Origin of the sequence: Jeotgalibacillus sp. S-D1 (assembly GCF_004358665.1) — a bacterium.
Taxonomy (GTDB): Bacteria; Bacillota; Bacilli; order Bacillales; family Jeotgalibacillaceae; genus Jeotgalibacillus.
The window spans coordinates 182,627-208,763 of the sequence record NZ_SMZR01000004.1 but is presented as its reverse complement, the minus strand read 5'-3'; the positions used below and the strand labels follow the sequence as shown (position 1 = coordinate 208,763).

The window sequence follows — 26,137 nt, the reverse complement described above, 5'->3', positions numbered from 1 at the left end:
CCGTCTATAGACGGCTGCTCCTTTATATTGAGGCATCTTATTTCTTCTGTAGCAATGACAATGTTTTTTGAATGTCATTAAGCAAATCTTCATCAGGTACAATGCGCTTCGCCTTTTTTTCTTCTGGCCGATCCATAATACTAAATGGCTTTTTAGTATAAGTAGAGGTTCCAAGCTGATCGATTGGTTTTTTTAATGTTACATGGCTAATTCTGACGTATTTGCCATCATCATCATGCAACTCTTCATTAACGCTGATCTGTGCTTGTATTTTCTGTCCGACTTCAAGTTTTTTATCCACAGCCGTTGTCCAAATAAATCTATTATTGTTTGAATCCAAAAAATGAATTACATTTGACAGATGAGACTTTACTCGAGGCTTCACATGTACTACTTCTAAATCTATCGTAATTCTCAAACTAATTATCCCCTTTCTTGCAGTGGTACCTACATTATGTATTGCTTTGTCAGCCAAAAGAATAGCTTGTTAAATTTATCAGTTAAAAGGACTTTTTCAGTATAATGTATGTAGCTATACATTTGTCAATTAGGAATATTTTACAATAAACGGAAGTCTATATGAAAAGCTTGATATAAGTACGTTTCCAAATGCGAATTTTTTTTGAACTTTCATATTATTTACTGCTATTCATAATAAACCCTTCACATACAACTTTTGTGTAATATTTATGCAATGATTATGCAACGAAATCGTAACTTTGTAATGTACCAATTATTGGACTTTTTTGATAAAATTAAGTATTAACTTATTTATGGATAAGATAAGAAATGACCCGTACATGAGCTTGGAAGCTGCAGTCTGTTAAAAATAAGATAAAAGAACCATTTTCGAAACGCACCGTTGAGTTTACATATTTCATCTCCGGCCTTTCAAGTCTGGGACGGAACGATATACATGGAAAAGAGTGCGATAAAAGCAGGTAGATGATTGATAAAGAAGCAAATCAGTTAGATAAAACAGCGTCAATGGTGTCTATTGAGCGCTAAACGAGGAAAGCAGTCTGATAAATTAAGAAAGATGATCGATATGGCTCCCCCAGCAATGCCCAGTGCCACTCACCACTGCACCATTCAAAGCCCCCACCTTCGCTCATGCTAAATAGTTTCTCTAAAGCTTGATTATTGACACTCTAACCGGATCAGTATAACATTGTTTGAATGCCTGATTATTTACCCTCTGTTATTACAACTCTGCGTTTGATTATCTTTTAAATGCACTTTCCTAATAAATTTTGCCCGACGAATGAAGAACGAAAGAAGGAATGAACGTGTCAGCTGATCAAAGAAAGAAAATGCTGATCTTAATGATCAATATGTTTATAGCGATAGGAAGCTTTGGGATTATCATTCCCATATTGCCTGCCTATTTGAATTCAATTGGTGAAGGCGGAACGGCCGCTGGTCTTATGATTGCTATTTTTGCCGGTGCCCAATTAATAATGTCACCAATAACCGGGAGATGGGCGGATCAATACGGACGCCGATTGATGATCATTGCAGGCCTAAGCGGCTTGACTTTATCAATGTTTGTATTCTATCTGTCAGATTCTATATGGATTTTATATGCATCCCGGATTATCGGGGGAATAGGCGCGGCTCTACTTATTCCTGCCATTTTCGCTTATGTTGCTGACATTACCTCTATGGAACAGCGCGCAAAAGGAAACAGCTATATTTCTGCTGCGATGTCCCTGGGTATTGTTATCGGACCCGGCGTTGGTGGCTTTTTAGCTGAGTTTGGCTTAAAAATCCCACTGTTGGTTTCTGCGCTGGTTTCACTTGTGGCTGTAATATTTTCTGTTATTTTATTAAAGGAAAGCAGTTTGAAAGAAAACAATACCATGACACAAGCGGACCAGGTTCCGCTCATAAAAAAACTGGGATTATCCGTACAAAAGCCATATTTTATCCCACTTGTTATCACAATGATTATGAGTTTTGGGCTGATGGCTTATGAGTCTGTTATTGGGTTATTTGTAGACAATCAGTTTGGGGCTTCACCACAGGAAATTGCTATTATGATTACTTCCACCGGAATCATCAGTGTGGTCGTGCAGCTGTTTGTTGTGGAAAGAATCGTACGGAAGTTCGGGGAAGGAAGCGTCCTGACCATTTTCCTGGGGATTGCCGCTTTGGGCTTTTTACTCTCACTGTTTGCTACAAACTATGTGCTGTTTTTCGGCATTACCTTACTCATTTTCTTAGCCACTTCAATTCTCCGGCCTGTGTTAACTACCCTGGTTTCAAAACTTGCCGGCAATGAGCAGGGATTCGCAATGGGTATGAACAATGCTTATATGAGCATCGGAAACGTCTTGGGACCGACACTTGCAGGAATTCTGTATGATGTAAATATTGTCTATCCATTTATGCTGGGGTTTGTCATATTGGGAGTAACGATCTTTATTTCAATTACCTGGCAGCGCAGCCAGTCAAAAAAACTAATGCAAATCGAAGCAGACCGTATCTGATATCAACACATAGAAAAAGACTGTGCAGTTTATTTCTGCACAGTCTTTTTTATATTGACACCGTTAAATCGATTTTAACAGACTATTATTTTAAAAATTTCACACAAACCGGTTCCGGAACATGAATGCTGGTCCCAGTATCGGTCAGTTTGCCTGTTTCAGGATCTCTGCTATATAAAACTGCATTATGGCTCTCTTCATTCGTCGTGATGATAAACCTCTCACTTGGATCAAGCACAAAATCGCGTGGCCAATTGCCTCCTGTACCCGCATATTCAACTAGTTCAAGCTGGTTATTGGTTTCATCGACTTTGAATACCGCAATCGAATCATGTCCTCTGTTTCCGGCATAAACAAAACGGCCGTCTGAAGAAACGTGGATTGCACTGCCCTGGCTGTTTTCTGTAAAATCGCCCGGAATCGCAGCAATCGTCTGAACATGCTCAAACGATCCGTCTTCTTCATTATAAGATAATACCAGCACCTCATTACTCAGCTCAGTCATGACATAAGCTGTTACGCCATTGGGATGGAAAGCCAAATGTCTTGGACCTGCTCCCGGCGAAGCAGCAAAACGCTGGATATCTTTTAATTCCCCGCTCAAATATTCATATGTAACAACTTCATCCGTACCTAAGTCAACGCATACAAGGTACTTGCCTTCCGGTGTAAAACCGCTGAAGTGAACGTGAGGAGCATCCTGACGCTCATGGGGGCCGCCGCCTTCCTGTTGTTCAACAGACAATTGCTCCATCAATTTCCCCGTCTGCGGATCTACTTTAAAGAGCACAGCGGTGCCGTCATGGTAATTCGCCGCTGCAGCAAAATCATTTGTAGCATTGACACTCACATGACAAGGCGTCCCTTCTCTTTCTGAACTGGTGTTCAGCGGGGTCAGTTCAGCGGTTGTCGCGTCAATTTCGAATGCCGCCAATCCACCTGGCGCAACGGCGTACAAAAAGCGCTGGTCGTCGCTGATGTTTACATACGTTGGGTTAGTCATTTCTGCTGCTACCGTTGCCGGAAGCAGTTCGCCCTTTTCAGTATCCAGTTCGAAAGCATAAATCCCTTTGCTTTCTTTTTTTGTATACGTGCCTATGTAGCCTTTATAATTTCTGCCCATCATTTACACACACCTCTCCAATATTCTCTACTTCTTACTTACCACAACCGGACATTAGCAAAACAAAGAAATTCATTTACAGCATTAAATAGGCGAGAAAAGGAATGGTCGCCAAACTTAAAAGAGTTGAAGCAAAAATCGTGACGACAGCCGTATCTTCTTCATCAGTAAAACGGGAAAACAGCACCGCTACCACCATAGCTGTCGGCATGGCCGTTTGCAGCACAATCATATTGGCTATCCATCCTTCAAATGATACGAGGGCAAATATCGCCATCATGGAGAGCGGTATTGCCAGCAAACGAAAGGATAGAGGGAACCATATTTCGGGGAAGAATACCTGTCGCTTTTTCTTTAATAGCGGCGGAAGGAGCATTCCTACATAGAGCATCGCCATAGGAGCAGCTATTCCAGCCAGAATGTTTGTTAATTGAATAACCATTTGAGGCGGTTTAAAGCCGGTTACCGCAACTAAAATCCCTATGATGATCGCCATGACCGGAACGTTGATAACCGCTTTTAATTGTCTTAAATGAAATCTTCCCTCTGCCTGCAGAAGATAAATGACTACTGTATAGACAATAAAGCTTAACCCTGCATCAAAAATAGCCGCCAAAAAGCCTCCTGGCGCACCAAAAATTGTCGCTGCAAGCGGAATCCCTATAAAACCGGTATTGCCCAAGGCTCCTAAAATCGTCATTTTAATCGCAAAGGTGGATTTAAACCTGGCTATCTTAGCAAAGGCTGCCACCAACGCCAAAGCTCCCAGGTGATAAGCAATTGAGATCCCAAACACCTTAGCAGCCAAAGAAAGCGTCTCACCGGTCATCTCGACACTGAAAATGCCATTTAATATTACGGCAGGAACCGCAATATTTAAGATGAGTAAAATGAGGACATATTTTACTTCCTGCGTCACGTTCACACGCGTTGCAAATAAAGCACCAATCGCGATCATAATTCCCATCACGCAGATTGTCGTTATGACGACTTGTATGTCCATAAAGCAGGATCCTTTCTTCCATTGATTTTTTCAATCGTACTTCATTTTCTCCGCGGTTGTCCAGTTTACGACATGATTTGATAATTTTTACGAAAAAATAAATGGAAATATGTTTTTGGTGAATTAAAGTGGGAATACACCCCATGTAAGATTCTTAAATATCTTACTTTCTATACCGTTCAGTCTATAAAATTTATAAATAAAGTAAGCAGGTGATCAAATGTTTCAATTACAGGATATGTGGACTTTTTTCTGGTCTTTTCTGATCGTATTTCCTACAGTGTCCTTTATACATCAAATTGGCCATTCGTTCTTTGCAGTCGTTTTTGGCGGAAGAGCAAGTTTCTCTCTTGGCAGAGGCAGAAAATTATTTTGTATAGGATCGATAAGTGTTCACTCTATCTATTTTCTCGACTCTTTTTGTGAATATTCTCCTTTAAAATGGAATAATCGTTTTACCCACTCAGTTGTTCATCTGGGAGGCGTTATTTTCAACGTGGGTTCCATTTTGTTCATAAATCTTCTTATTGTAACAGATCTGATTGGCCCGCATATGTTTTTCTATCAATACGCGTACTTTTCCATTTACTTCGCTGCATTTTCACTGCTACCGGTCAGCTTTGGCGGCGCGCGATACAGCGACGGCTTAGCATTTTACCGAATTCTTAAATATGGCGAGTCCATCCAACTAACGAATTAATACAGCCTGTATCCGCAAAAAGGTGGATACAGGTTGTTTATTTTTCAACACATTTTCATAAAATGTCAAAGGAAGCCCGTGCTACAATTAGGACTGAATCATTTTAAAAGGAGATGACAATGAAAACAGGATTTAAATTTATATTGTACGTGATCATTATTGGATGTATTGGCTGGTGGATCGTACAGGAGCAGGAGCGTAAAGAGGAGCTGGCCAACGTGCCAATGCCTACTGAACTGCACCCTGTTGTGAATGACAAAACGAATCAATTAATCGCCAAAGCAGCTTCTGCCGGCATTGATATAGTAATTACCGATGGATTCCGTTCCGTTGAAGATCAGGATGAAATTTATGAAAGAGGAAGAAGCGTGGAAGGCAGCATCGTTTCACATGCAAAGGGCGGTGAATCTTATCATAATTACGGACTTGCAGTTGACTTTGCCATTCGCACAAATGAAGACAATGTTGTTTGGGATATGGAATACGATGGAAATCAAAATGGAGAATCAGATTGGATGGAGGTTGTAGATATCGCCAAAGAACTAGGATTTGCATGGGGCGGTGACTGGCAGGGCTTTAAAGATTATCCACACCTGGAAATGCGATTTGGGTTATCAATACGCGAACTCCAGCGTGGCGAGCGTCCGGATTAACCATGTTAATTGAAATTCACCCCTGGGGAACGTGCCTACAGGGGTGACCAGCTGACCAATTTTAGCTAACTAACTGCTTTTACTGCTTAAGCGAGACATTCAAAAATGAATATCCGCTATCTTGATGAATCCCCTTGAAATCCAATTCAATACGTTTTGTGAAATTGGGTCCATCTACCACGACGGTGTGAAACTCCCCTTCTTCTCCACATGCGTCTACTTCATATTCTTCAATCTCATTTATTACTGTCTTTGTAAGTGTTTTCCCTAAAAAAGATTGAGGTAATTTTTCATCTTTTACAACAATAATGACACATTCAAACCCCTCACGAAGAAGCTCTTCCAGCACATAACGTCTGTCCATTTTCCACAAGGGATGGTGAGGTGTGACGGCCTCTTTTTCACATGTATCCTCAACCCATTTCAAATGGTCCTCAAGGTCAATATCACCGAAAACTCCATGTGAAATGCCCTCTTCCTTAAATTCAGCCAGTGCCTCTAGAAATTTTTCTTCATAGTTGCCCCATGAAGCGCCTTTTATAATGAGCGGTACATTGACCGATTCAGCCTGAGCTTTCAGGATATCAAGAGGAAGTGCGTGCGATCTTGAACGTTCTTCATTTTCCTCAAACATGGTAAGGAGCTTCTTAGGTATGCCGCCTTCTTTACACGCTTTAAAATAAGCCAAAGTGGAATCTTTTCCTCCACTCCATGAACTGAAAAATGCATGATTCGTAATCACCTGACACCATCCTTACTTATTTACAATTGGGATAATCTCTTCAATTGAAGAAATTTTGTAATCGGCTCTTGCCCATTCTTCTTCGTTCCCAAAACCATATGTACAGACAACGGCCGGTACCTGATGCTCGACTGCCGCTTCAATATCGGATAATCGGTCACCTACCATATAGACATCCTTTTTTGGAAATCGCTCGAAATGTGCAGCTAAAATTTCTGCTTTTCGCTGGCCATTGATACTGCCCAGACAAATCGGGCTGGAAAAATACTGCCGAATGTCCTGTGTATCCAAAATCATATCCAGGTAGTGAGTACCGCAGTTGGAAGCAGTGGATAGTGTATGGCCCTGCTCTTTTAATGAAGCAAGCGTATCACGCACCTTCGGAAATAATAGATCGTTCCCCTTCACAAGCTGATCTAAAAATGTACTTCTTCTAGAACGAATCATACTCACTTCCTGCGGTGTAGCTTCAGGTACTACACGAGCCCAGAAATCTACTCCCGAAAGCCCGTAAGCAGATCGCACCAGCTCCCGTGATGGCTCCTCCACGTTCGGCAAATCCTCTACGGATAAATGAATTGCCTGTGTCATGTAGTCGGTTGAATCCACTAATGTGCCGTCTATATCAAATATTACTAGCGCCATCCTAACTCCTCCTCTTCCATCTATTGCTGTTATTGCTTATCTAGTATTATGACATACATTAACGCATCCTAAAAATCCCTATTTACCAATCTCATTAAATTCTTTTTATGTTCTGGTGTGCTGAAGCTGTATAAGCTGAATAGATGCGGTCAATAAACCCACATGCAATAATAAATAATAAATTTATCTATTCGATTATATGAGGAGGAACCGTTTATGAAGCTTGGAATTTTAGATCAGGTGCCCCTGCCTAAGGGTGCGTCTGTTCAAGCAGTGTTCGATCAAACCATCAAGCTGGCAGCTGCAGCTGAACAAATGGGTTACAGCAGATACTGGCTGGCAGAGCATCACAATACAAATGGACTGCTAAGTGCCTCTCCCGAAATACTCATGACACGGATCGGAGCAGCCACCACAGGCATCCGTCTCGGGTCCGGCGGCATTTTGCTTTCCCAGTATAGTCCACTAAAGGTAGCCGAAACGTTTAAAACGATGGAAGCTCTTTTTCCGGACAGGATTGATCTTGGCGTTGGACGTTCTCCAGGGGGCACTGAACGAACCAGAAAGGCGCTGACTGATGGCAGTCCCAGCAGTCTGGATGAGTTCCCAAGACAGATAGATGACTTGATAGGATTCCTCCATAATGAACTTCCTAAAAATCATCCGTATCGCATGGTAAAAGTGACTCCCCGTCCAGGGACTCCTCCTCCTGTATGGATTCTCAGCTTGTCGCCCACCAGCGCAAAACTGGCAGCTGAAAAGGGACTTGGTCTGACATTTGGCCATTTTATAAATCCGGATAAATGGGAGCTCACCTTAAAAACATACCGGGAAAATTTTAATTCAGGCTTAGGACATGAACCTAAAGTAAATATATGTGTATTTGTGGTGTGTGCAGAAACCATGGAAAAAGCGGAGGAATTAGCGATCAGCCAGGATCTCTGGCTCTTGGGAATTGAAAAAGGCGATTCACAAATTCCACCTCCTGAAGAACTGCTAAATCGAAGAATCACAGAGGAGGAAAGGAAAAAGATAGCGCATAATCGAAGAAGAAGCATCATCGGAACTCCCTCCTTTATTAAGGATAAACTCGAAGAACTAAGCATCCGGTATAAAACAGACGACTTTTTACTGATAACCAATATTCATGATGCAGAAGCCAGGCTGCATTCCTATGAATTAATTGCACAAACAATGGACCTGTCGAATACACCTGAGACATAAAAAAACCCTTACGACAAGGGTACTTGTCATTAAGGGAGCAGATTCAAAACAATTCATATATTTGCTTGGCAGTATGCTCATTTTCATCATTAAAATAATGATGGATGATGTCTTCATCAGAATGTGGAATGGCTTCTCCTTTTACTAACTGGGCTCCATTGATGCATCCGCTTGTAAGGATAATAAGATCACGATCATTTGAACGTTTTAAAGAAGCGACAACACCTTCTTCTCTGGTTAATGAGGTCGATATATTTGGAGCATTTTGATTTGAAAAACCAGTCATCACCTGATTAACGATATCTTTTGGATTTGAATAACCCGGATGGTCAACGGTTACGATGATTTCATCTGCTTTCCCTTCAACCGCTTGGGCCATTTTAGGCATTTTCTCAAAATCCCTGATTCCAATACCGGCAATCATAACAATCATTTTCTGGTGATCGATTTTTTTTGCCGCTTCAATTAAATTCTCCAGCGCAACAGGGGTATGGGCATAATCCAGAATGATTTTCCTGTCTCCATACGCGTCAATCATCTGGAAGCGGCCGCTTGGGTTTTCAATGTGAGGAAGAACAGGAATGATCTCTTCTACGGTAAATCCATTATGAAGTCCTGTACACACAGCAGCTAAAAGATTTGCCACATTGTAGTCGCCATATACCGAGGCTTGAACAATATAGGTTCGGTTCTTAAATATCAGTTCAAATGCCGTTCCCTCTGGGATGGAGATGCAATTGGCGGCAATAACGTCAGCACCCGAGGCAGGATTCAGGCTGTATGTCAGTACATTTCCCTTATAAATCTCTAACAAGTCACTGCCCATTCCATTATCGTCAATATTAATAACGGCGTTTTTTGCTTGTTTAAAAAGATTCATTTTTGCTGTTTTGTAGCGTTCGAACGTATGATGATACTCTAAATGCTCCGGCGATAAGTTGGTATGAATGGCAATATCAAAATGAATGCCCTCGACCCTTTTTTGATCCACGGCAATAGAAGAAACTTCCATTACAGCTGCCTGGTTGTTTTTTTCACGCAACATCCTAAAAATCAAATGAAGATCAGGAGCTTCCGGTGTGGTTGGTGTGCTTTTCGCAAAATTAATTTTCTCCTCAGCTGCCCAGATGCCGTTTGTCCCAATGGAACCGGTTGGAATCTGCAGCTGTGTAAGTAATGATCTTACAAAAGCAGCAACAGTTGTTTTTCCATTTGTTCCGGTTACTCCTATTGTTTGAATTTTTTCATCTGCATGATCATATAAGAAAATCGAACAATGAGCCATCGCGTATCGGACGTCCTGAACTGCCATAAAGGTGCATTGCGGATATTCGGCACTCAGTTTTTTAAACTGCACGATATCTTTGCCTATAACGACATTAGCTCCTTTTTCAATGGCCTCGACGATATAATCGTGGCCATCTGCATTTTCTCCTTTAATACAGAAAAAAGCAGTTCCCGTTGTTACGTTTCTTGAATCGAAGGCGATTGAGGTAATGGAGGGATTGTCCGGTCCAAATTGCTGCAGCAATCCCAGTTCTCGTTTATGCCTGTCTTGTATGTTCATCGCTTCTCCCCGTTCATCATGTCAATTTTTCACGCTGAGAAAAGTGCAAACCTCTTCTGATCGTTTTCATGTATATTTGCATATACCCATTTATTCGACAAAAAATGCATTTTAATATGTTTTTAGCGCATCCTTTCAAAAATTAAATCCCGTCATATTAGGTTTGGCAAAAAGAATTATTTTATTTATTCCTTTATGTAGCAATATAATGAAAATCAAAGCCATATAAAAAAGTTTTCACCTGTTGATTTTTAACGTAGAATAAATAAGAAAACGCAAGCAGAGGGGATCATATGGTTCAAATTAGAGAAGCACTTATTTCAGACGTGCCAGCAATGGCGCGCATTTATAATCAGGCAATTCTTGAAACAGTCGCAACTTTTGATTTAGCTCCGCAATCAGTGGAGGATCGTATGAAATGGTTTGAAAAATATGGCGGGAGATACCCTTTAATTGTGGCCGAAATTGACGGGGAAGTAGCAGGGTACAGCACGCTAAGCCCGTTCAGAGATAAAGAAGCTTATGAAAGAACAACAGAGCTTTCCATTTATATATCCCCTTCCTATCAAGGTAACGGCATAGGAAATCAGTTAATGCAGGAAATCATTGACCGCGCAAAAGCCCTCGGCCATCATGCTGTCATTGGAGGAATAACCGGAGGCAACGCCGCAAGCATTCGTCTTCATGAAAAGTTCGGATTTGAATTTATCGGGTGCTTTAAAGAGGTCGGTTACAAATTTGATCAGTGGCAGGATGTTGATTTTTATCAGCTGCTTATTCCGAAATAGAAAAAAGCGCTCTGGGAATTTCCCAGGCGCTTTTTTAAAACTGACTTATACAACTTTCACTTGAAAACGATTAAACCAGCTGTTCATTTGAACGACATGGGCAATTAGCTGCGGACCCGACATAAGCTGACCAAACCATGGGCCTTTAAAGGATGTGCCTTCCGTATCAATGAGCTCCTGCAGTTTTTCCTTAGCCATGAATTCAAGAATAGGAGCAGAGGAATCGTTAATTGCCTTTTGAAGCATGGCTGTTACAGCACGTGTATAGGCCGGGTGATGCGTTTTTGGATATGGACTTTTTTTGCGATATAAAATTTGCAGCGGCAAAGTTCCTTCCAGTGCTTTTCTTAAAATGCCTTTTTCCTGTCCATTTAACATTTTCATATCCCAGGGAATATTCCACGCGTACTCAACGAGACGATGATCAGCAAAAGGCACACGTACTTCTAAGCTTGCTCCCATACTCATCCGGTCTTTTCGATCAAGCAGGGTTGTCATAAAGCTGATCATATTGATATAGGACATCTCGCGGCGGCGTGATTCCAGCTCCGATTCGCCATCCAGATAAGGCGTTTCAGCGACCATTTCCACATATCGCTGCTGCACATATTCACTAAGATTGAGTTTGTTTTTCCAGCCTGGAAGCAGCAGGCCCTCTCTTTCAGCCTGGGATCTCATCCATGGGAATTGACCTGCATTCAGCAGTTCTTTTTTATAAAACCACGGGTAGCCGCCAAATATCTCATCTGCGCATTCTCCTGACAACCCGACGGTAAAATTTTGTTTTATTTGTTCACAAAACCACAGGAGGGAAGAATCTACATCGGCCATCCCCGGCAGATCGCGCATGAGCATGGCATCTTCCAGCCGCTCAGCTAATTCTGTATTGTCCATTGTTGATGTGTGATGAGTTGATCCTAAAAAATGCTGCATTAATTGTATGGCTGGACCATCTTCGTTTGGCTGAAAATCACTGGCTTTAAAATAATGGCTGTTTTGTTCATAATCAATCGAGTACGTATTTAACGCGCCTCTTCCTTCTTTTTGCATAAAATCTGTCGCAAACGCACTAATTGCACTGGAATCGACTCCGCCTGACAAAAAGGTGCACACCGGTACATCCGCAACCAGCTGGCGCTCCACTGCATCCTTCAACAAATCCCGGACATGCATGGCCGTTTCTTCCGTTGTATATGGATGATCCATACTTTTGACATTCCAATAGCGCCATTTCTTCAAGCCATCCCGGTTAAACATCATCGCATGAGCAGGTCTCAGCTCACTTATACCCTTGAATACACCATGTCCCGGTGTTCTTGCAGGACCTAAGCCGAATATTTCCTGAAGACCTTCCTGATCAATCTCGGCTTTTACATCAGGATGCGCCAAAATTGCTTTCAGCTCTGAACCAAAAAGGAGAGAGGCGTCCTGGTGACGGTAAAAAAATGGCTTTACCCCCAAGCGGTCCCTTGCTGCAAACAGCTCTTCTTTTGAATGGTTCCAAATAGCAAATGCAAAAATGCCATTAAAATAATCCAGACATTTTTCTTTCCATTCTATATACGCCGTCAGAAGCACTTCCGTATCCGAATGGGAGGTAAAGGTATGTCCCCTTTTTAATAGCTCCGCCCTGACATCCTCTGTATTGTAAAGTTCCCCATTATATACAAGCGTGTATTCATGGAGATCCTTTTTTTTAGTCATCGGCTGTGCGCCGCCTGCAGGATCAACCACTACAAGTCTTGTATGCCCCAGCAGTGCACGGGGAAATTTTTCTATAGCAGACGCATCCGGCCCTCTTTTGCTGAGTGTTTGCGCCATTGCAGTCATAATGGTTTCTTCCTTCATGAGATCCCGTTTCCAATCAACCCAACCCGTTATACCACACATGAGGGATCACCCTTTCTTTTTGATCATCCTCCATGTATATGCAAGAGAAGAACAGATATGCAAGCAGGTCGATACGAAGGGGGCCATTCCCGCTGCAATGAACCTAAGTGGTTTTAAAAAGAATGTTATTGACTAATCCATTGTTTTTTATTACCGTTGAATTCGTTTTTTCTGTTCAAGCAGCTGCTGAAATTCTTCATCCAGCGCTGCGCTGGGTTCAAAGCTGAGCTTGCTTAGCACCTCAGTGATTTTTGTATTGAGCAGAAGAAGTTCGTCCTCTTTTCCATCCCGCTCCTTTTTCGGCTCATACTCACGAAACTCCTTCCAATTCCCATCGAAGACTTTCATGGATTTATCTTTGATTTCAATAATCCGGCCTGCCACATGCTCAATTAATCTGCGATCGTGAGAGACAAAAAGAACAGTTCCTTTAAAATCAATTAATAGTTGCTCCAGAGCCTCAACTGCTTCAATGTCTAGAAAGTTCGTTGGTTCATCCATCACAAGCATATTTAACTCGCTCAAAAACACTTTGGCGAAAGCAACCTTTACACGTTCCCCGCCGCTTAAAATGTTAACCTTCTTATAAACATCGTCCTTGTAAAAATGTAATCGCGCCAGCACCGTTCTTATAAGTTCTTCTTTATGATAGGAGGTTTCCTGCACATTATCATAAATTGATTTTTCCGGGTGAAGAATATCTAAGTTTTGGCTGAAATAGCCGATTTTACAGCTGGGAGAAACGGTTGATTTAGGTGACCCGTTCATTATTTCTCTTAAAAAAGTGGTTTTTCCTGAACCATTATGACCGATTAGGGCTATTTTCTCTCCACCCCTTATTTTAAAATAAGGCGTCTTAAACAGTTCCTTATTACCGGTTTTTAACACTTGCTGCTCAATGGTTACGACCGTTCTATTCATAATGGCATCTTCATTGGGAAGACTCATTTTTACGACAGAGAGATTTTTAGGTTTTTCCACTTCTTCGAGCTGTTCGATCTTGGTTTCCATGGCACTTGCAGTTTTTTGAAGCTTTTTTTGCTTTTTTGCAAAGTATGGGCTGGAAAACTTAGATAACTCACTGCCGTTTTTCGGTGCTTTTGTAGCACGTTCTGCTTTTTGTTCCTTTAATCTGACCGCTTCTTCTAATTGCCTTTTCTTCTTAACAAACTGATCATAGGCCTCCTCGTGCTGGCGTTTTTCAAGTTCCTTTTGTTGTGCATAAGAAGAATAATTTCCTTTATATTCTTTAACTTTACTTTCTTCAATCTCCCATATTTTCGTGCAAATTTGATCTAAAAAAGCACGATCATGCGAGACTAGTACAATCGCTCCCTGAAATCTTTTAAATTGCTGTTCAAGCGCATCCATTTTCTGAGTATCCAGGTTCGTTGTCGGTTCATCAGCAAATAGAATTTCTGCTTTTAAAGCCAGCGCTTTATTAATATAGTCCTGTGTGACTTCTCCCCCGCTTCGTGTGGTGTCAGTTCTTTTAAGCTGAGGCAGCAGATGCCTGCTTGAATGAGTATTAATCATTCCTTCATCAGGCTTGAGATTACCTGCTAATATCGATAGTAAGGTCGTTTTTCCCGTACCATTTTTCCCAACAAGCCCTATCCGGTCTCCGCGGTAAATTCGTAATTGTTCCGCCTGAAACAGCAGCCTGTCCCGCACGGATTTTTTCACTTGATTCCCTTCCAAAAGCAGCATGTCATCATCCCCATTTTTTTATTGGCAGGGACCAAAAAAGCCCCCTATTCGATTTCCGAATAGGAGGCATGGATGAACAGGACAAAAAAGAGTCTACCCCCTTTTTTGCCTCCAGTTCAGATTCAGACCAATCCTATTCAGAAAACAAACGTTAAAAAGTCTTTTGGCTGCAACAGAACAGAGCTGTTCCGTTTGCCAAACACACTTTTATCCGACTGTTTTTCTAAAAATAGGATTAATACTTCATCTGCCCGGGTCACCCTTTCCGTTTTTTGTTAAGTTAAGCATATTTGACAGAGGTATATCCTGTCAAGAGGATTTCCACAAGCCTCGTCTCGGGAGCACTTTAAATAAGGCCCGCAACACCGCCGTAGACTATCGCAAGAAGAATAACAAATGCAGGGTGCACCTTTTTCACTTCAAGCATCCAGAAACTGATGATGGTAAGAATAATGGTTTGAACGGCGCCGGATGACTCAGTTGATGTGATAAAAAACTGGACGGTCATCGCTCCCAGCAGCACTGCAATGACCGGACGGATGAGCTTTGTAATATTCTTCACTTGTGGAGAATCCTTATATTTCAACAGAGTAACCATTAAAACAAGCATCAGCAGCAATGATGGCGCAATGGTTGCAAATAAAGCCACTGCACTTCCCAACACACCGCCCTCCATGTATCCAATATAACCCGCCATTTTTGTGGCAATCGGCCCGGGCAATGCATTTCCTATTGCCAGCACTTCTCCAAATTCCTGTGTCGTCATCCATCCGTAGCGGTCAACTACTTCTTTTTCTACAAGAGGGATCGAAGCAGGGCCCCCGCCATATCCTAAAATGCCCGGAATAAAAAATGCAAGGAAAATAGACCAGTAGATCATGGCGCCTCTCCCCCTTTTTTAGATGGAATAAATACAAAAATAAGAAGAGCCACAATAAGAAAAGCCGGGTGAATGGATAATACCTCCATAAGAATGACAGCAAGGACAGTCAAAATAATTGCACGGAGCCAGCCAAGAGATTGGCCGGACTTTTTTAAGAAGTCCCATGTTAAAACAGCCAGCATGACTCCAACCACCGGAACGACTGCCTGTGACATACTGTTCACCCATTCTACCCCTTTATATTTTTGTAAAATGCCAAGCAGCAGAATCATCATCAGAACGGTTGGCATTACAGAAGCAAATAGAGCTACAAGACATCCAATTACACCATTAATCCGATAGCCAATGTAACCTGCCATTTTTGTAGCAATGGGTCCCGGCATGGTATTAGCCAAAGCAAGCGTGTCACCGAATTCATCGTCAGTCATCCATTTATATTTCTTCACAGCTTCAATATGAAAAAGCGGAATAGCCGAAGGTCCTCCTCCGAAACCTAACAAGCCAATACGAAAAAAAGCGGCAAAAATATTGGCGTTTACTTTCAGGGAAGATGCTTCAGCGCTTTTTCTTTCTTTATTTCCTACCAAACAGCTACAGATCCATCCGTACGAGATTCAGTGCCGCCAGAAAGAACCCCGCTTTTTGGGTCTCTCCAGATAATCTGACCCCGTCCAAAACTTCCTCCGTCTATCGCTACTTCGATGGTATGACCTTTCCTCAGCAGCTCCTGAACAAGATAATTTGGAAATGCCGGCTCTACCAGAATTCTTTTACCCTCCAGCCACTGCCATCTTGGCATGTCCAGTGCAGCCTGAGGGTTTAAAAGGTAATCAACGGTATTGGTTACTACCTGGAAATGACCCTGAGGCTGCATATATCCTCCCATGACCCCAAAAGGTCCAACTGCTTCTCCATCTTTCGTTAAAAATCCGGGAATAATCGTGTGGTAGGTCCTTTTCCCGCCGGCCAGTACATTCGGATGATTTTCCTCAAGAGAAAAGTCTGCACCGCGATTTTGCAGACTGATACCCGTTCCCGGAATTACCACTCCGGAGCCAAATCCCATATAGTTGCTTTGAATATAAGAAATCATGTTACCTTCTTCATCAGCTGCCGCAAGATAAACAGTTCCTCCTTTTGGAAGTTCATACGGCTCTGGTGCTGAAGCTGTTTCCCTAATGTTTTCGGCTCTTTTTTGGGCATATTCTTCAGACAATAAATGCTCCACGCTAACAGGCATTTCATCAGGCTCCGTAATAAATTTTTTGCCATCCGTAAAGGCTGCTTTCATTGCTTCAATTTGATCATGATATGTATCAGCCGATTGCCAGCTTGGCGGATTTAACTCTTTAAAAATATTTAATGCCATCAGGGCAATCATTCCCTGGCCGTTAGGAGGGATTTCCCATACATCATACCCTCGATACGTTGTTGAGATCGGCTCAACCCACTCCGGCTTAAAAGAAGCTAAATCTCTTTTTGTTAAAAATCCACTGTGTTCCTTCATAAATGATTCAATTTTTTCAGCAATGGACCCGTCATAGAAGGCTTCAGCATTTGTTTCACCAATTGCTTTTAAAGTCGCCGCATGTCCCTTTGAACGCCAGATTTCCCCAATCTCAGGTGCCCTTCCATCAGGAGCGAAGGTGTCAAACCATGCATTGAATTCATCTGTTGTAAAAGACTCCTTGAATTTCGCAAAGGCAGATGCCCAAAACTTACCCAGGATCGGGGTTAATGGATACCCTTCTTCTGCATATCGGATAGCAGGCTTTAAGGTTTCGGCTAACGGCAGCTTTCCAAACCTGCGGGACAGCTCCGCCCATGCTGCAGGAGCTCCTGGAACGGTTACCGGAACCACTCCATGAACGGGCATTTTCTCAAACCCTAGATCCTTTACTGCTTTCGGGCTGATTGATTCCGGAGCAGGACCGGAGCTGTTCAGCCCATGAAGTTTATCCTTTACCCAAACAAGAGCAAAGGCATCACCACCGATACCGTTAGAAGTAGGTTCCACTACTGTCAGCGCAGCCGCTGTTGCAATTGCCGCATCAATGGCATTTCCCCCATTCTGCATGATTTCAATACCTGCTTGTGCTGCTAATGGCTGAGAAGTTGCCACCATTCCTTTTTTCGAGAATGTCGTATATCGTTTTGATTCAAAAGGGCTCTTAAGAAAATCCACTCTAATTCCTCCTATTCATGATAAAAACCAGATGCATGGAAATGTCTCCTGCACCCGGCTTTTCCTTTACCCTGCGAAATGGCATGCTGCGAAGTGACCTTTTTTATGTTCAATCCACTCAGGTTTGGCAGCTTTACAAACGTCCTGTGCTATGGGACATCTTGTATGGAAAGCACATCCTGAAGGAGGGTTGGCGGGATTAGGCATTTCTCCTGTCAGGCGAATCCGCTCTCTTCCGGCATTCATATTCGGTCTTGGAATTGCGGAAAGAAGCGCTTTGGTGTAGGGGTGAAGCGGGCTGCTGAAAATATTTGCTGCATCGCTCATCTCCACCGTGTTTCCCAAGTACATGACCAGCACCCGGTCACAGAAATACCGGACCACTCCTAAATCGTGTGAAATAAAAAGGTATGAAAGATTATACTTTTGCTGCAGGGTTTTTAGCAGCTTTAATACCTGCGCCTGTACCGAGACATCCAAAGCGGAAACCGCTTCATCACAAATAATAAAAGATGGATTAAGCGCAATTGCCCGCGCTATGCCAATTCTCTGACGCTGACCGCCGCTGAATTCATGCGGATACCGGTCATAATGCTCTGCCTTGAGTCCTACCTCGGTTAAAAGCGCGATCACAGCTTGTTTTCGTTCCTTTGCCGGCATATTCGTGTGCATCGTGAAGACTTCATCCAAGGCATGTCCCACCCGCTGCCGGGGGTTTAAGGAAGCGAATGGATCCTGAAAAATCATCTGCATTTCTTTGACGAATTTCTTTTTTTCTTTTCGTTTTAAATCTTGAATTTCCTGATTATCAAATCGGATTTTTCCGTCAGTCAAATCCTCCAGTCCAAGAATGGTGCGGCCAAGTGTGGATTTTCCGCAGCCAGACTCCCCAACTACTCCGAGACTTTCTCCTTTATACAGCTTCAGAGAAACAGATTCTACGGCTTTGACATTCCCTTGAGTGCGCTTTAATACCCCCCCTTTTATCGGAAAGTATTTTTTTACACTGTCTAATTCTAATAATACGTCAGGTTGTAACGGTGACTCTTGAACTTTCTTCATTCACATCCACCTCCTCTTCCTCAAGCCAGCAGCTGGCATGGTGTCCGCTCGAGACATTAAATTCAGGAGGGATGGCTGTTTTGCATTTATCCATGGCAAATTTACAGCGGGGATGAAAACGGCACCCGTTTATTTGTTCATCCAGGCCCGGCATATTCCCCGGAATCGGCTCAAGTTCAAATTCAGGATCGTCTACATTAGGAACTGAATTCAGGAGACCGATTGTATAAGGATGCCTGGGATTTTCAAAGATCTCTTTTACTGGACCTTCTTCAATTTTTTTCCCTGCGTACATGACCATAACACGATTTGCGACTTCAGCCACTACTCCCATATCGTGAGTGATCATCAAAACGCCCATATTCAGTTTTTCCTTTAAATCATTGATCAGATCTAATATCTGGGCCTGAATCGTTACATCCAAAGCAGTTGTCGGTTCATCAGCGATCAACAGAGCAGGATGGCATGCAAGCGCCATGGCAATCATGACTCTTTGCCTCATCCCTCCGCTCAATTCGTGAGGGTATTGATTTAACCTTTTGGCAGGATCCGGGATTCCCACCTGTGTAAGAAGATCAATACTTTGCTTAGTTGCCTCTTTTTTCGCAATTTTATGATGCAGCATAAGCGGTTCTCTTAACTGGTATCCAATGGTTAGGACAGGATTGAGGGCAGTCATGGGCTCCTGAAAAATCATGGAAATATCATTCCCGCGAAGTCTCCTCATTTTTTCATTGGAAAGTGTTTTAAGAGATTGATTGTTTAATAGAACATCTCCCGATTCGATCTTGCCGTTTTGGGGAAGCAGTCTCATCACTGACAGCGATGTAATGCTTTTTCCACAGCCCGATTCCCCTACAATACAAAGTGTCTCCCCTTTATCTACATGAAAAGAGACATCTCTAACTGCTTGAACTGAACCCTTTGATGTGCGAAACGCTGTCACTAAATTTTTCACTTCAAGTAATGTCTCTGCCATAATTCCCCTACTCTCTGGATACGTTATAAAGATTCCATTGTCCGTTAGGATCTAATTGAAGTCCTTTTATTGACTTGTCAGTAGCTGCAGTTACAATACCATGGTACATAACGATCGCTGCATTATCTTCAAGCATTGCATGATTGGCTTCATTCAGGATTTCCTTACGTTTATTTTCGTCAATCGTAGTACGGGATTCCTCCACAAGCTTATCAAACTCGGGATTGCTGTACTGCGCACGATTCGAGTTGCCTACATTATCAGAGTGAAAGTTAGGATAAAACATTTCCGAACCGTCGCCTGTCACATTTGACCAGCTTAAGAATGTCATATCATAGGCACCTGTTCGGGCAGTATCAAGGAAAGTAGCCCATTCCATCGTTTCGATCTCCACTGTAAAACCAGCTTCAGTTAACTGGGCTTGAACAATTTCCGCCATTAAAACAAAATTGTCCCGATTAGCAGTTAATAGTTTGATAGGTTCACTGTCATAGCCATTTTCTTCAACGAGCTTTTTAGCCTCTTCGACATTGTAATCAGTACCGGCGTCTGAAGCTTCCTCATCATAACCAAACACTTGCGGACCGAGAATACTGTCATTTCTGATACCTAACCCGTTCAGTTTTTCAACAAACGCATCACGATCGAGTGCACTTGCAACTGCTTTACGGAATTCCGGATCCTGGTTGCGCTCCAGTGAATGATTAAATGTTAAATAATAAACAGGTGTCCCTTCTTTTCTAATGATATCCACATTTTCAAGAGCTTCAATCCGGGAAATCTGCTCTGAAGGCAGTCCATCAATAAAGGATACTTCTCCCGTTTGAAGCATCGAAATAGCGGTGGAAATTTCAGGTACAACCTTTAATGTTACTTTATCCAGGTCAGGTGCTCCCTCCCAATAGTCTTCATTTTTTTCAAGTACTACCTCGTCACCTGTGGTCCAGCTGACAAACTTAAAAGGTCCGGTTCCTACCGGGTCTTGCATTAAGTCCTGTTTTTCGTCAGCCTCTGGGCTGATGATTGCAGCATTTGCATGTGACAGGGCAGACAATAACGGCCCGTAAGGATATTTTGTTTTAATTTCAACGGTATAATCATCTAAAACATTCACTTCATCAACCGGTTCCAATAAAGAGGCGCGGGGTGCTGCAGTTTCCGGATCACGCAGCTTATCAAATGAATATTTCACTGCTTCCGCGTTAAACGGGGTTCCATCATGAAATGAAATATCTTCTTTCAGTTTAATAACCCATGTTAAATCATCCGGTGTTTCATAGGATTCTGCCAGCTTAGGCTCAATTTCCATTGTCTCAGGGTTGCGTACAAATAGTTTTTCATAAACTTGCTCGATCACATTCGATGAAACCGAATCATTGGTTAATGTTGGAGAAAGACCTACAACATCAGAAGTGGCAGCGTAAATAATTTCCTGGTCAACATCGCCTGAACCATTTCCCTGTCCCCCGCCTTCCGCTCCTTCAGGGATTGTACTCTCAGAACAAGCTCCTAAAAGTAAGACAAAGGTTAATGTGAACACCATAAGCAATCGATTTTTCATTTATACTCCTCCATTTCTATTAAATATCCATATTAGGATCAAGCGCATCCCGCAGCCCGTCTCCGAGTACATTAAACGCAAATACAGTCAGCATAATTGCGATACCCGGGACAATCGTCAGATGCGGAGACGACCACATAAAGTCCTGACCCTGTGAAATCATCGCCCCCCATTCAGGTGTCGGGGGCTGTGCTCCGAGTCCTAAATAACTTAAAGAAGCAGTGGATAAAATCGCAGTAGCCATACGCATCGTTGCAAACACGATAATGGGAGCTGAAGCATTGGGCAGAATATGCCGCACCATAATCCTTAAGTCGGATGCTCCCATTGAACGCATGGCCATTATGTATTCTTTTTCTTTAATGGATAATACAGATCCCCTGACAATTCTTGCACATGTCGGAACGGACCATATACTTATCGCAATCGCTACATTCACCAGGCTTGTTCCAAGGATTGCGATAATCAGCATCGCCAGTAAAATACCTGGGAATGAAAACAACAAGTCCACAATGCGCATGATGACAGCATCCAACCTGCGATAATAACCGGCTAGTAATCCAAGAACAATTCCACCTAACAGACCGAGAGAGACGGCGGTAATCCCCACCACGAGTGAGATCCTGGCACCAAATACGATCCGGGTCCACACGTCCCTCCCGTAATTATCAGTTCCCAGCCAATGACCCTCACTAAAAAGGGGCATTTCACTATTAACCAGATCTTGCTTGACCGGATCATAACTCGTCATAAGCGGTGCAAAAACAGCCATTACAATTTGAATCATCACAATAACAAGTCCAATGATGGCTAATTTATTCCGAAACAGCTTTTTAACGGTTGCTACCCAATACTTCTCTTTCTTTTTCTCTTTTAGCTTTACTGTCTCTGCCGCTGTCACTTTAACCCTCCTTTTTTAGTCGTATTTAATTCTTGGATCAATGTATGTATAGACGATGTCGACGAGTAAATTGACGAGTACAAATAATGTGGCCACTAAAAGTACTGATCCCTGAACCATCGGGAAATCTCTTGCAGCAATCGCATCAATCATTAAACGGCCGACACCATTTATGGCAAACACTTTTTCTGTAATAATCGTACCTCCGAGAAGAAATCCAAAGTTAAGTCCAATCACCGTAATAATGGGGATCATCGCATTTTTCAGCGTGTGGATCCAAATAATATTTTTCTCCCTTACCCCTTTAGCACGGGCAGTTCGGACATAATCAGCCCGTATCACTTCTAGCATCGAGGATCTTGCCATGCGCGCAATCATTGCCGCTGATCCTGTTCCAAGCGTGATGGCCGGCAGAACCAGTTCCTTCAACCCCTCAACTGTATAAAATGGATTGGACATGCCTCCAACCGGAAGCCATTGAAGATTGACGGAAAAAATAAGAATGAGAATAGCGCCAAGCCAGAAATTTGGGATCGATATTCCTGCTAGCGCAAACGTTGTGGCAGATACGTCCAGCCAGGAATTTTGTCTTAAAGCTGAAATGAGGCCTGTAATAATTCCTATGATCACTGCAACTACCATACTTGCAATAGCAAGCTTTAGCGTATTTGGAAAGCGTACGGTAATGGCATCTGCAACCGGCTGGGTCGTTTGATAGGAGTACCCAAAATCTCCTTGCACAGCATTTCCAACGTACCGGGCATACTGTACCAGAAAAGGATCATCAAGCCCTAGGTTTGCACGTATAGCAGAAATATCAGATTCAGTGGCTGTCGGACCACCAATGACTGCGGCCGGATCTCCCGGTGCGATGTACATGGATGAAAAAACAAGAAATGAAATTCCAAACAGCAAAAATACCAATTGCAGGAATCGACGAATAATTAAAGCAATCAACACAACACCTCCACAACCAATTGTTAATCTCTTTTCAGTTTTCACTTAACAAAAGATATATAATTAATAAAACTGATTATAAAGTATTAGAATATAAAAATCTATACGAATTTTCAAATAATTTTATATTTCGTCATTTTTATTTACGAAACGGCAATTATTTCAACATAATACTTACATTATGTTTTCTATTTTTATTCATTCTGCACTTTTAGCCAAAAATAAAAGCGTTTTCATTTTTATTTCGAATAACAAAATGAAAAAGCCTGCAGCAATGATCTGCTGCAGACTTTTATAGTTTTAGTCCATTCCTGCTTTTAAATCTTCTTAAAAGGATATGACTTTCCACCCGCGTAATTCCTTCAAGTGCATATAATTCATTGTTTATAAACTGTTCCAGATCAGTAAAATCTTCAACCAGCACATGCATATGGAGCGTTGAAGGACCAGTCATCTGATAACAGCTTGCTACCCGGGGATTATCCGCTAATGCCTGCGCTACTTCTACGAGTGATGATGGTTCGCAATCCACTTCAAAAAATCCTGATACTTTTTTTCCAACCTTCTCACTGTTGATGACAACAGTAAACCGTTCAATGATTCCTTTTTCTGTTAACTGGGAGACACGTTCTCTCACAGCAACTCTGGATAGATTCAATTCTTTTCCGATATCCACATAGGATAATCGGCCATTTGCCGTCAGTAATTCAAGGATTTTTTTGTCAATTTCATCAATTTTCATTTATTCACCTCAATAATGTAGGATGGAGTTTGATTATACGACGTCCATTTCCACATTGGAAGAATAAACTGGTGAAAACTTTCATTTCGGAAGAATATTGTCCATTTAACGAACAACTTTTCATCGATTGCTAGGTGTTACCTGCTTATCAGGAACATGAGATTAGTGCTGCTGAACTGTGGTTTTTTCCACACTTACTTCCTGTTTTGTTTTTTTATCACGTTTTATTTTGCCGTTCCCGACTGAAAGTGCAACGAAAATCCCAACCGTAATAAAAATAAGTCCTGTCAAAAATACTGTCGTAAAAGAATTTGCCCATGCCGTTTGAATGGAAGTTAGAACAGCTGTTTTTAATTCCCCGGGAAGCTCTAATAGCTCCGGATTCACGAGAAGGCTGAATAAAGCATCTGACTCTTTTCCAACCTCCTGCAGTACTTCTCCTGCTGCTGGATCGGCCTGGTCAGTGGTAACACTTGCCATATTTGACTGCAATGATTTATTCATGACAGCATTCAGGATGGTAATCCCGATCGTTCCCCCCATTGAACGGAAGAACGTAGAGGCTGAAGTTACTGCCCCAAGCTTATGCTTCGGAAACTCATTTTGAACGGCAATCATAAGAGTCGGCATAACCAGACCCATTCCGAATCCAAGAACCACCATAAAAGCATAGGCTGTCAGTACAGTTGAATCCAACCCCATCGTGCTCATTAACAGAAAACCTATCATCGTTATAATCATTCCTGCTGTCAGCACTGTCCGGTAGCGGACAATTAAAAGCAATCTTCCTCCGATGATGCTGGCTGCAATCAGTGAAATCATCATTGGTGTCATTGTTGAGCCAGCCTGAGTGGGGCTGACACCCAAAATTCCCTGCATAAACATTGGTACAAACATGATCGCGCCAAACATTCCAAGTCCAAGTAAAAACCCCAGGCCATTTGTAGCGGCAAATACACGATTTTTAAACAAGGAAGGATCCAAAATTGGCTCTTTTGCTTTTCGTTCAATAAAGATAAACAAAACTCCTAAGATGATTGCCCCTCCAAAATAACCAAAGCTTTCTGCAGAAAGCCATTCGAAGGAGTCTCCCGCAAAAGTTAAACCAAGCAATAATAATACAAGCGCCGGTATGAGCGTAAAAATGCCTAAATAATCAATATTTACTTTCTCATTACGGTGGACTACTTCCTGTTTAAGTCCTGCAAATATTAATCCTGCCGACAAGAGACCAAATGGAACATTAATTAAAAAGATCCAATGCCAGCTTATTGTATCAACGATAAATCCACCGATAAACGGTCCGATAACGGAGCTCAACCCAAATATTGCACCAAAGACTCCCTGCCATTTTGCACGCTGCTCAGCAGTAAAAATATCCCCTATAATCGTTTGTGACAGCGGCATCATCATCCCTCCGCCGACACCCTGCAGAGCCCGGTAAAAAATCAGCTGCTCCATGGTTTCAGCCGTTGCACACAGCCCTGAGCCTATAATAAAAATGATAACGCCTGTTAAATATAAAAACCTTCTTCCATACTGGTCAGACAGTTTCCCTACAATTGGCGTAACCGCTGTTGATGTAATTAAATATGCCGTTGTCACCCATGCAAAAATAGAAAATCCATTTAAATCCCCTATAATGGTAGGCATCGCTGTACCAACAATGGTTTGCTCCAGAGAACTAAAAAACATCCCGATAATTAAACCAGTTAACACCATTTTTGTGTTAATTGATTGCGCTTGATTCATAACCATCTCTCCTTTATTATGCTAAAAGTTAACTATTTAACTTGGTTAATATTTAAAGTATTTAAGTATATTACAAAAATGTTCCCTGCCATTTTATTTTGCGATCTTTTCAAATATAGCAACAAAAGACTGTAATTCCTCATCATCCAAACGGGACAAGTGGTCTTTCAGCACAGCATTTCTCTTTAGTTTTGCCCGTTCTAAAAACTGGATGCCTTCAGATGTTATGCCGATTTTCACAATTCTGCGATCACTTTCATCCCTGTCCCTTTTCACCAAATTGATTTTGTACAGGCGGTCGATCATTACCGTCACAGCACTTGGCTTGACCTCAAGCTTTTCAGCTAAATCGGAAACCGTAAAAAACCCCTGTTTTGAGAGCAGGTATAAAATATAATATTGAGACCTTGTAACTCCTAATTCACTGCGGCTTAGAAGATCATTGCCCAATTTCCTCACAGTCGTTTCATACGCATTTTGGAGCCGTTCTAAATAGCTGTCCATTTCATTTGAATCCAAAAATAACCACCACACTTATTTTAGTTAACCTGTTTAAATATATTCCGCGTATCCTGCTT

The 26,137-nt window shown here is 42.1% G+C and carries 24 protein-coding genes; 5 read left to right on the top strand and 19 right to left on the bottom strand.

The genetic code is table 11. The annotated features are described in order from the left end of the window. Window positions 1-37: 37 nt before the first annotated feature. Window positions 38-418 carry a hypothetical protein gene (locus E2R51_RS13820; protein ID WP_133377670.1) on the bottom strand — a complete coding sequence of 127 codons (381 nt, stop codon included), beginning with the start codon at window positions 416-418 and terminating at the stop codon, window positions 38-40. 871 nt (window positions 419-1,289) lie between these two features. Here E2R51_RS13820 and E2R51_RS13815 point away from each other — a divergent pair. Continuing rightward, window positions 1,290-2,492, top strand: coding sequence for an MFS transporter (locus tag E2R51_RS13815; protein WP_133377669.1), 1,203 nt, complete (start codon window positions 1,290-1,292; stop codon window positions 2,490-2,492). An 85-nt stretch (window positions 2,493-2,577) separates the two neighbouring features. Here E2R51_RS13815 and E2R51_RS13810 read toward each other — a convergent pair whose 3' ends face one another. Next, window positions 2,578-3,618, bottom strand: coding sequence for a lactonase family protein (locus E2R51_RS13810; protein ID WP_133377668.1), 1,041 nt, complete (start codon window positions 3,616-3,618; stop codon window positions 2,578-2,580). A 73-nt stretch (window positions 3,619-3,691) separates the two neighbouring features. Beyond that, the gene (locus E2R51_RS13805) at window positions 3,692-4,618 is read right to left on the bottom strand and encodes an AEC family transporter (protein ID WP_133377667.1); all 927 of its coding nucleotides are present in this window, start codon (window positions 4,616-4,618) and stop codon (window positions 3,692-3,694) included. 220 nt (window positions 4,619-4,838) lie between these two features. On the opposite strand from E2R51_RS13805, the gene E2R51_RS13800 reads away from it, so the two are divergent. Together E2R51_RS13800 and E2R51_RS13795 are read left to right on the top strand one after the other, a co-directional pair. Next, window positions 4,839-5,318, top strand: a complete 480-nt coding sequence (locus tag E2R51_RS13800) for a hypothetical protein (RefSeq protein WP_133377666.1) — start codon at window positions 4,839-4,841, stop codon at window positions 5,316-5,318. Window positions 5,319-5,431: 113 nt separating this feature from the next. Then, window positions 5,432-5,971 (top strand): M15 family metallopeptidase, encoded by a 540-nt coding sequence (locus E2R51_RS13795; protein WP_133377665.1) that lies wholly within the window; start codon window positions 5,432-5,434, stop codon window positions 5,969-5,971. A 79-nt stretch (window positions 5,972-6,050) separates the two neighbouring features. Here the strand turns inward: E2R51_RS13795 and E2R51_RS13790 are convergent, their stop codons facing one another. Together E2R51_RS13790 and E2R51_RS13785 are read right to left on the bottom strand one after the other, a co-directional pair. Next, entirely contained in the window at window positions 6,051-6,713 is a 663-nt protein-coding gene (locus E2R51_RS13790) for a Dph6-related ATP pyrophosphatase (protein WP_240733085.1), read from the bottom strand. A gap of 12 nt (window positions 6,714-6,725) precedes the next feature. Then, window positions 6,726-7,358 carry an HAD family hydrolase gene (locus E2R51_RS13785; protein ID WP_133377664.1) on the bottom strand — a complete coding sequence of 211 codons (633 nt, stop codon included), beginning with the start codon at window positions 7,356-7,358 and terminating at the stop codon, window positions 6,726-6,728. Between the two features lie 216 nt (window positions 7,359-7,574). On the opposite strand from E2R51_RS13785, the gene E2R51_RS13780 reads away from it, so the two are divergent. After that, entirely contained in the window at window positions 7,575-8,582 is a 1,008-nt protein-coding gene (locus tag E2R51_RS13780; RefSeq protein WP_133377663.1) for an LLM class flavin-dependent oxidoreductase, read from the top strand. Window positions 8,583-8,625: 43 nt separating this feature from the next. Here E2R51_RS13780 and E2R51_RS13775 read toward each other — a convergent pair whose 3' ends face one another. Then, window positions 8,626-10,149, bottom strand: a complete 1,524-nt coding sequence (locus E2R51_RS13775; protein WP_133377662.1) for a UDP-N-acetylmuramoyl-L-alanyl-D-glutamate--2,6-diaminopimelate ligase — start codon at window positions 10,147-10,149, stop codon at window positions 8,626-8,628. Between the two features lie 293 nt (window positions 10,150-10,442). Between E2R51_RS13775 and E2R51_RS13770 the strand changes: the two genes are divergently transcribed. Continuing rightward, window positions 10,443-10,937, top strand: a complete 495-nt coding sequence (locus E2R51_RS13770; protein WP_133377661.1) for a GNAT family N-acetyltransferase — start codon at window positions 10,443-10,445, stop codon at window positions 10,935-10,937. Between the two features lie 45 nt (window positions 10,938-10,982). Here E2R51_RS13770 and asnB read toward each other — a convergent pair whose 3' ends face one another. The 13 genes from asnB to E2R51_RS13705 all read right to left on the bottom strand — a co-directional run bounded on the left by asnB (window position 10,983) and on the right by E2R51_RS13705 (window position 26,078). After that, window positions 10,983-12,827, bottom strand: coding sequence for an asparagine synthase (glutamine-hydrolyzing) (asnB, locus tag E2R51_RS13765; protein WP_133377660.1), 1,845 nt, complete (start codon window positions 12,825-12,827; stop codon window positions 10,983-10,985). Window positions 12,828-12,977: 150 nt separating this feature from the next. After that, entirely contained in the window at window positions 12,978-14,537 is a 1,560-nt protein-coding gene (locus tag E2R51_RS13760) for a Vga family ABC-F type ribosomal protection protein (protein ID WP_133377659.1), read from the bottom strand. 346 nt (window positions 14,538-14,883) lie between these two features. Beyond that, window positions 14,884-15,417 carry a chromate transporter gene (locus tag E2R51_RS13755; RefSeq protein ID WP_133377658.1) on the bottom strand — a complete coding sequence of 178 codons (534 nt, stop codon included), beginning with the start codon at window positions 15,415-15,417 and terminating at the stop codon, window positions 14,884-14,886. Then, complete coding sequence (locus E2R51_RS13750) at window positions 15,414-16,007, bottom strand: chromate transporter (protein ID WP_240733084.1); 594 nt, start codon at window positions 16,005-16,007, stop codon at window positions 15,414-15,416. Before E2R51_RS13750 ends, E2R51_RS13755 begins: the two co-directional genes overlap by 4 nt. Continuing rightward, a complete protein-coding gene (locus E2R51_RS13745) occupies window positions 16,001-17,605 on the bottom strand; it encodes a gamma-glutamyltransferase family protein (protein ID WP_133377657.1) in 1,605 nt (534 codons plus the stop codon). Before E2R51_RS13745 ends, E2R51_RS13750 begins: the two co-directional genes overlap by 7 nt. 66 nt (window positions 17,606-17,671) lie before the next feature. Further along, window positions 17,672-18,667: an ABC transporter ATP-binding protein gene (locus E2R51_RS13740; protein WP_133377656.1), complete on the bottom strand. Its 996-nt coding sequence runs from the start codon at window positions 18,665-18,667 to the stop codon at window positions 17,672-17,674. Next, the gene (locus E2R51_RS13735) at window positions 18,633-19,646 is read right to left on the bottom strand and encodes an ABC transporter ATP-binding protein (protein ID WP_133377655.1); all 1,014 of its coding nucleotides are present in this window, start codon (window positions 19,644-19,646) and stop codon (window positions 18,633-18,635) included. Before E2R51_RS13735 ends, E2R51_RS13740 begins: the two co-directional genes overlap by 35 nt. A 7-nt stretch (window positions 19,647-19,653) precedes the next feature. Beyond that, window positions 19,654-21,207 (bottom strand): glutathione ABC transporter substrate-binding protein, encoded by a 1,554-nt coding sequence (locus tag E2R51_RS13730; protein ID WP_133377654.1) that lies wholly within the window; start codon window positions 21,205-21,207, stop codon window positions 19,654-19,656. A gap of 19 nt (window positions 21,208-21,226) precedes the next feature. Beyond that, window positions 21,227-22,108, bottom strand: a complete 882-nt coding sequence (locus tag E2R51_RS13725) for an ABC transporter permease (RefSeq protein WP_133377653.1) — start codon at window positions 22,106-22,108, stop codon at window positions 21,227-21,229. Window positions 22,109-22,123: 15 nt separating this feature from the next. Continuing rightward, the gene (gene nikB / locus E2R51_RS13720; protein WP_133377652.1) at window positions 22,124-23,065 is read right to left on the bottom strand and encodes a nickel ABC transporter permease; all 942 of its coding nucleotides are present in this window, start codon (window positions 23,063-23,065) and stop codon (window positions 22,124-22,126) included. Between the two features lie 292 nt (window positions 23,066-23,357). After that, window positions 23,358-23,807, bottom strand: a complete 450-nt coding sequence (locus E2R51_RS13715) for an Lrp/AsnC family transcriptional regulator (RefSeq protein WP_133377651.1) — start codon at window positions 23,805-23,807, stop codon at window positions 23,358-23,360. Window positions 23,808-23,969: 162 nt separating this feature from the next. Continuing rightward, the gene (locus tag E2R51_RS13710) at window positions 23,970-25,565 is read right to left on the bottom strand and encodes an MDR family MFS transporter (protein WP_483299940.1); all 1,596 of its coding nucleotides are present in this window, start codon (window positions 25,563-25,565) and stop codon (window positions 23,970-23,972) included. Window positions 25,566-25,652: 87 nt separating this feature from the next. After that, window positions 25,653-26,078 carry a MarR family transcriptional regulator gene (locus E2R51_RS13705; protein WP_133377649.1) on the bottom strand — a complete coding sequence of 142 codons (426 nt, stop codon included), beginning with the start codon at window positions 26,076-26,078 and terminating at the stop codon, window positions 25,653-25,655. Between the last annotated feature and the right edge of the window lie 59 nt (window positions 26,079-26,137).

Excerpts from the sequence above, each read along its gene's own strand:
- E2R51_RS13805 (WP_133377667.1), bottom strand. The coding sequence starts at position 4,618 with ATGGACATACAAGTCGTCATAACGACAATCTGCGTGATGGGAATTATG.
- asnB (WP_133377660.1), bottom strand. The coding sequence starts at position 12,827 with ATGTGTGGTATAACGGGTTGGGTTGATTGGAAACGGGATCTCATGAAG.
- E2R51_RS13800 (WP_133377666.1), top strand. The coding sequence starts at position 4,839 with ATGTTTCAATTACAGGATATGTGGACTTTTTTCTGGTCTTTTCTGATC.
- E2R51_RS13740 (WP_133377656.1), bottom strand. The coding sequence starts at position 18,667 with ATGAAGAAAGTTCAAGAGTCACCGTTACAACCTGACGTATTATTAGAA.
- E2R51_RS13730 (WP_133377654.1), bottom strand. The coding sequence starts at position 21,207 with ATGAAAAATCGATTGCTTATGGTGTTCACATTAACCTTTGTCTTACTT.
- E2R51_RS13775 (WP_133377662.1), bottom strand. The coding sequence starts at position 10,149 with ATGAACATACAAGACAGGCATAAACGAGAACTGGGATTGCTGCAGCAA.
- E2R51_RS13710 (WP_483299940.1), bottom strand. The coding sequence starts at position 25,565 with ATGGTTATGAATCAAGCGCAATCAATTAACACAAAAATGGTGTTAACT.
- E2R51_RS13770 (WP_133377661.1), top strand. The coding sequence starts at position 10,443 with ATGGTTCAAATTAGAGAAGCACTTATTTCAGACGTGCCAGCAATGGCG.
- E2R51_RS13735 (WP_133377655.1), bottom strand. The coding sequence starts at position 19,646 with ATGGCAGAGACATTACTTGAAGTGAAAAATTTAGTGACAGCGTTTCGC.
- E2R51_RS13715 (WP_133377651.1), bottom strand. The coding sequence starts at position 23,807 with ATGAAAATTGATGAAATTGACAAAAAAATCCTTGAATTACTGACGGCA.
- E2R51_RS13760 (WP_133377659.1), bottom strand. The coding sequence starts at position 14,537 with ATGCTGCTTTTGGAAGGGAATCAAGTGAAAAAATCCGTGCGGGACAGG.
- E2R51_RS13810 (WP_133377668.1), bottom strand. The coding sequence starts at position 3,618 with ATGATGGGCAGAAATTATAAAGGCTACATAGGCACGTATACAAAAAAA.
- E2R51_RS13780 (WP_133377663.1), top strand. The coding sequence starts at position 7,575 with ATGAAGCTTGGAATTTTAGATCAGGTGCCCCTGCCTAAGGGTGCGTCT.
- E2R51_RS13795 (WP_133377665.1), top strand. The coding sequence starts at position 5,432 with ATGACAATGAAAACAGGATTTAAATTTATATTGTACGTGATCATTATT.
- E2R51_RS13785 (WP_133377664.1), bottom strand. The coding sequence starts at position 7,358 with ATGGCGCTAGTAATATTTGATATAGACGGCACATTAGTGGATTCAACC.
- E2R51_RS13755 (WP_133377658.1), bottom strand. The coding sequence starts at position 15,417 with ATGATCTACTGGTCTATTTTCCTTGCATTTTTTATTCCGGGCATTTTA.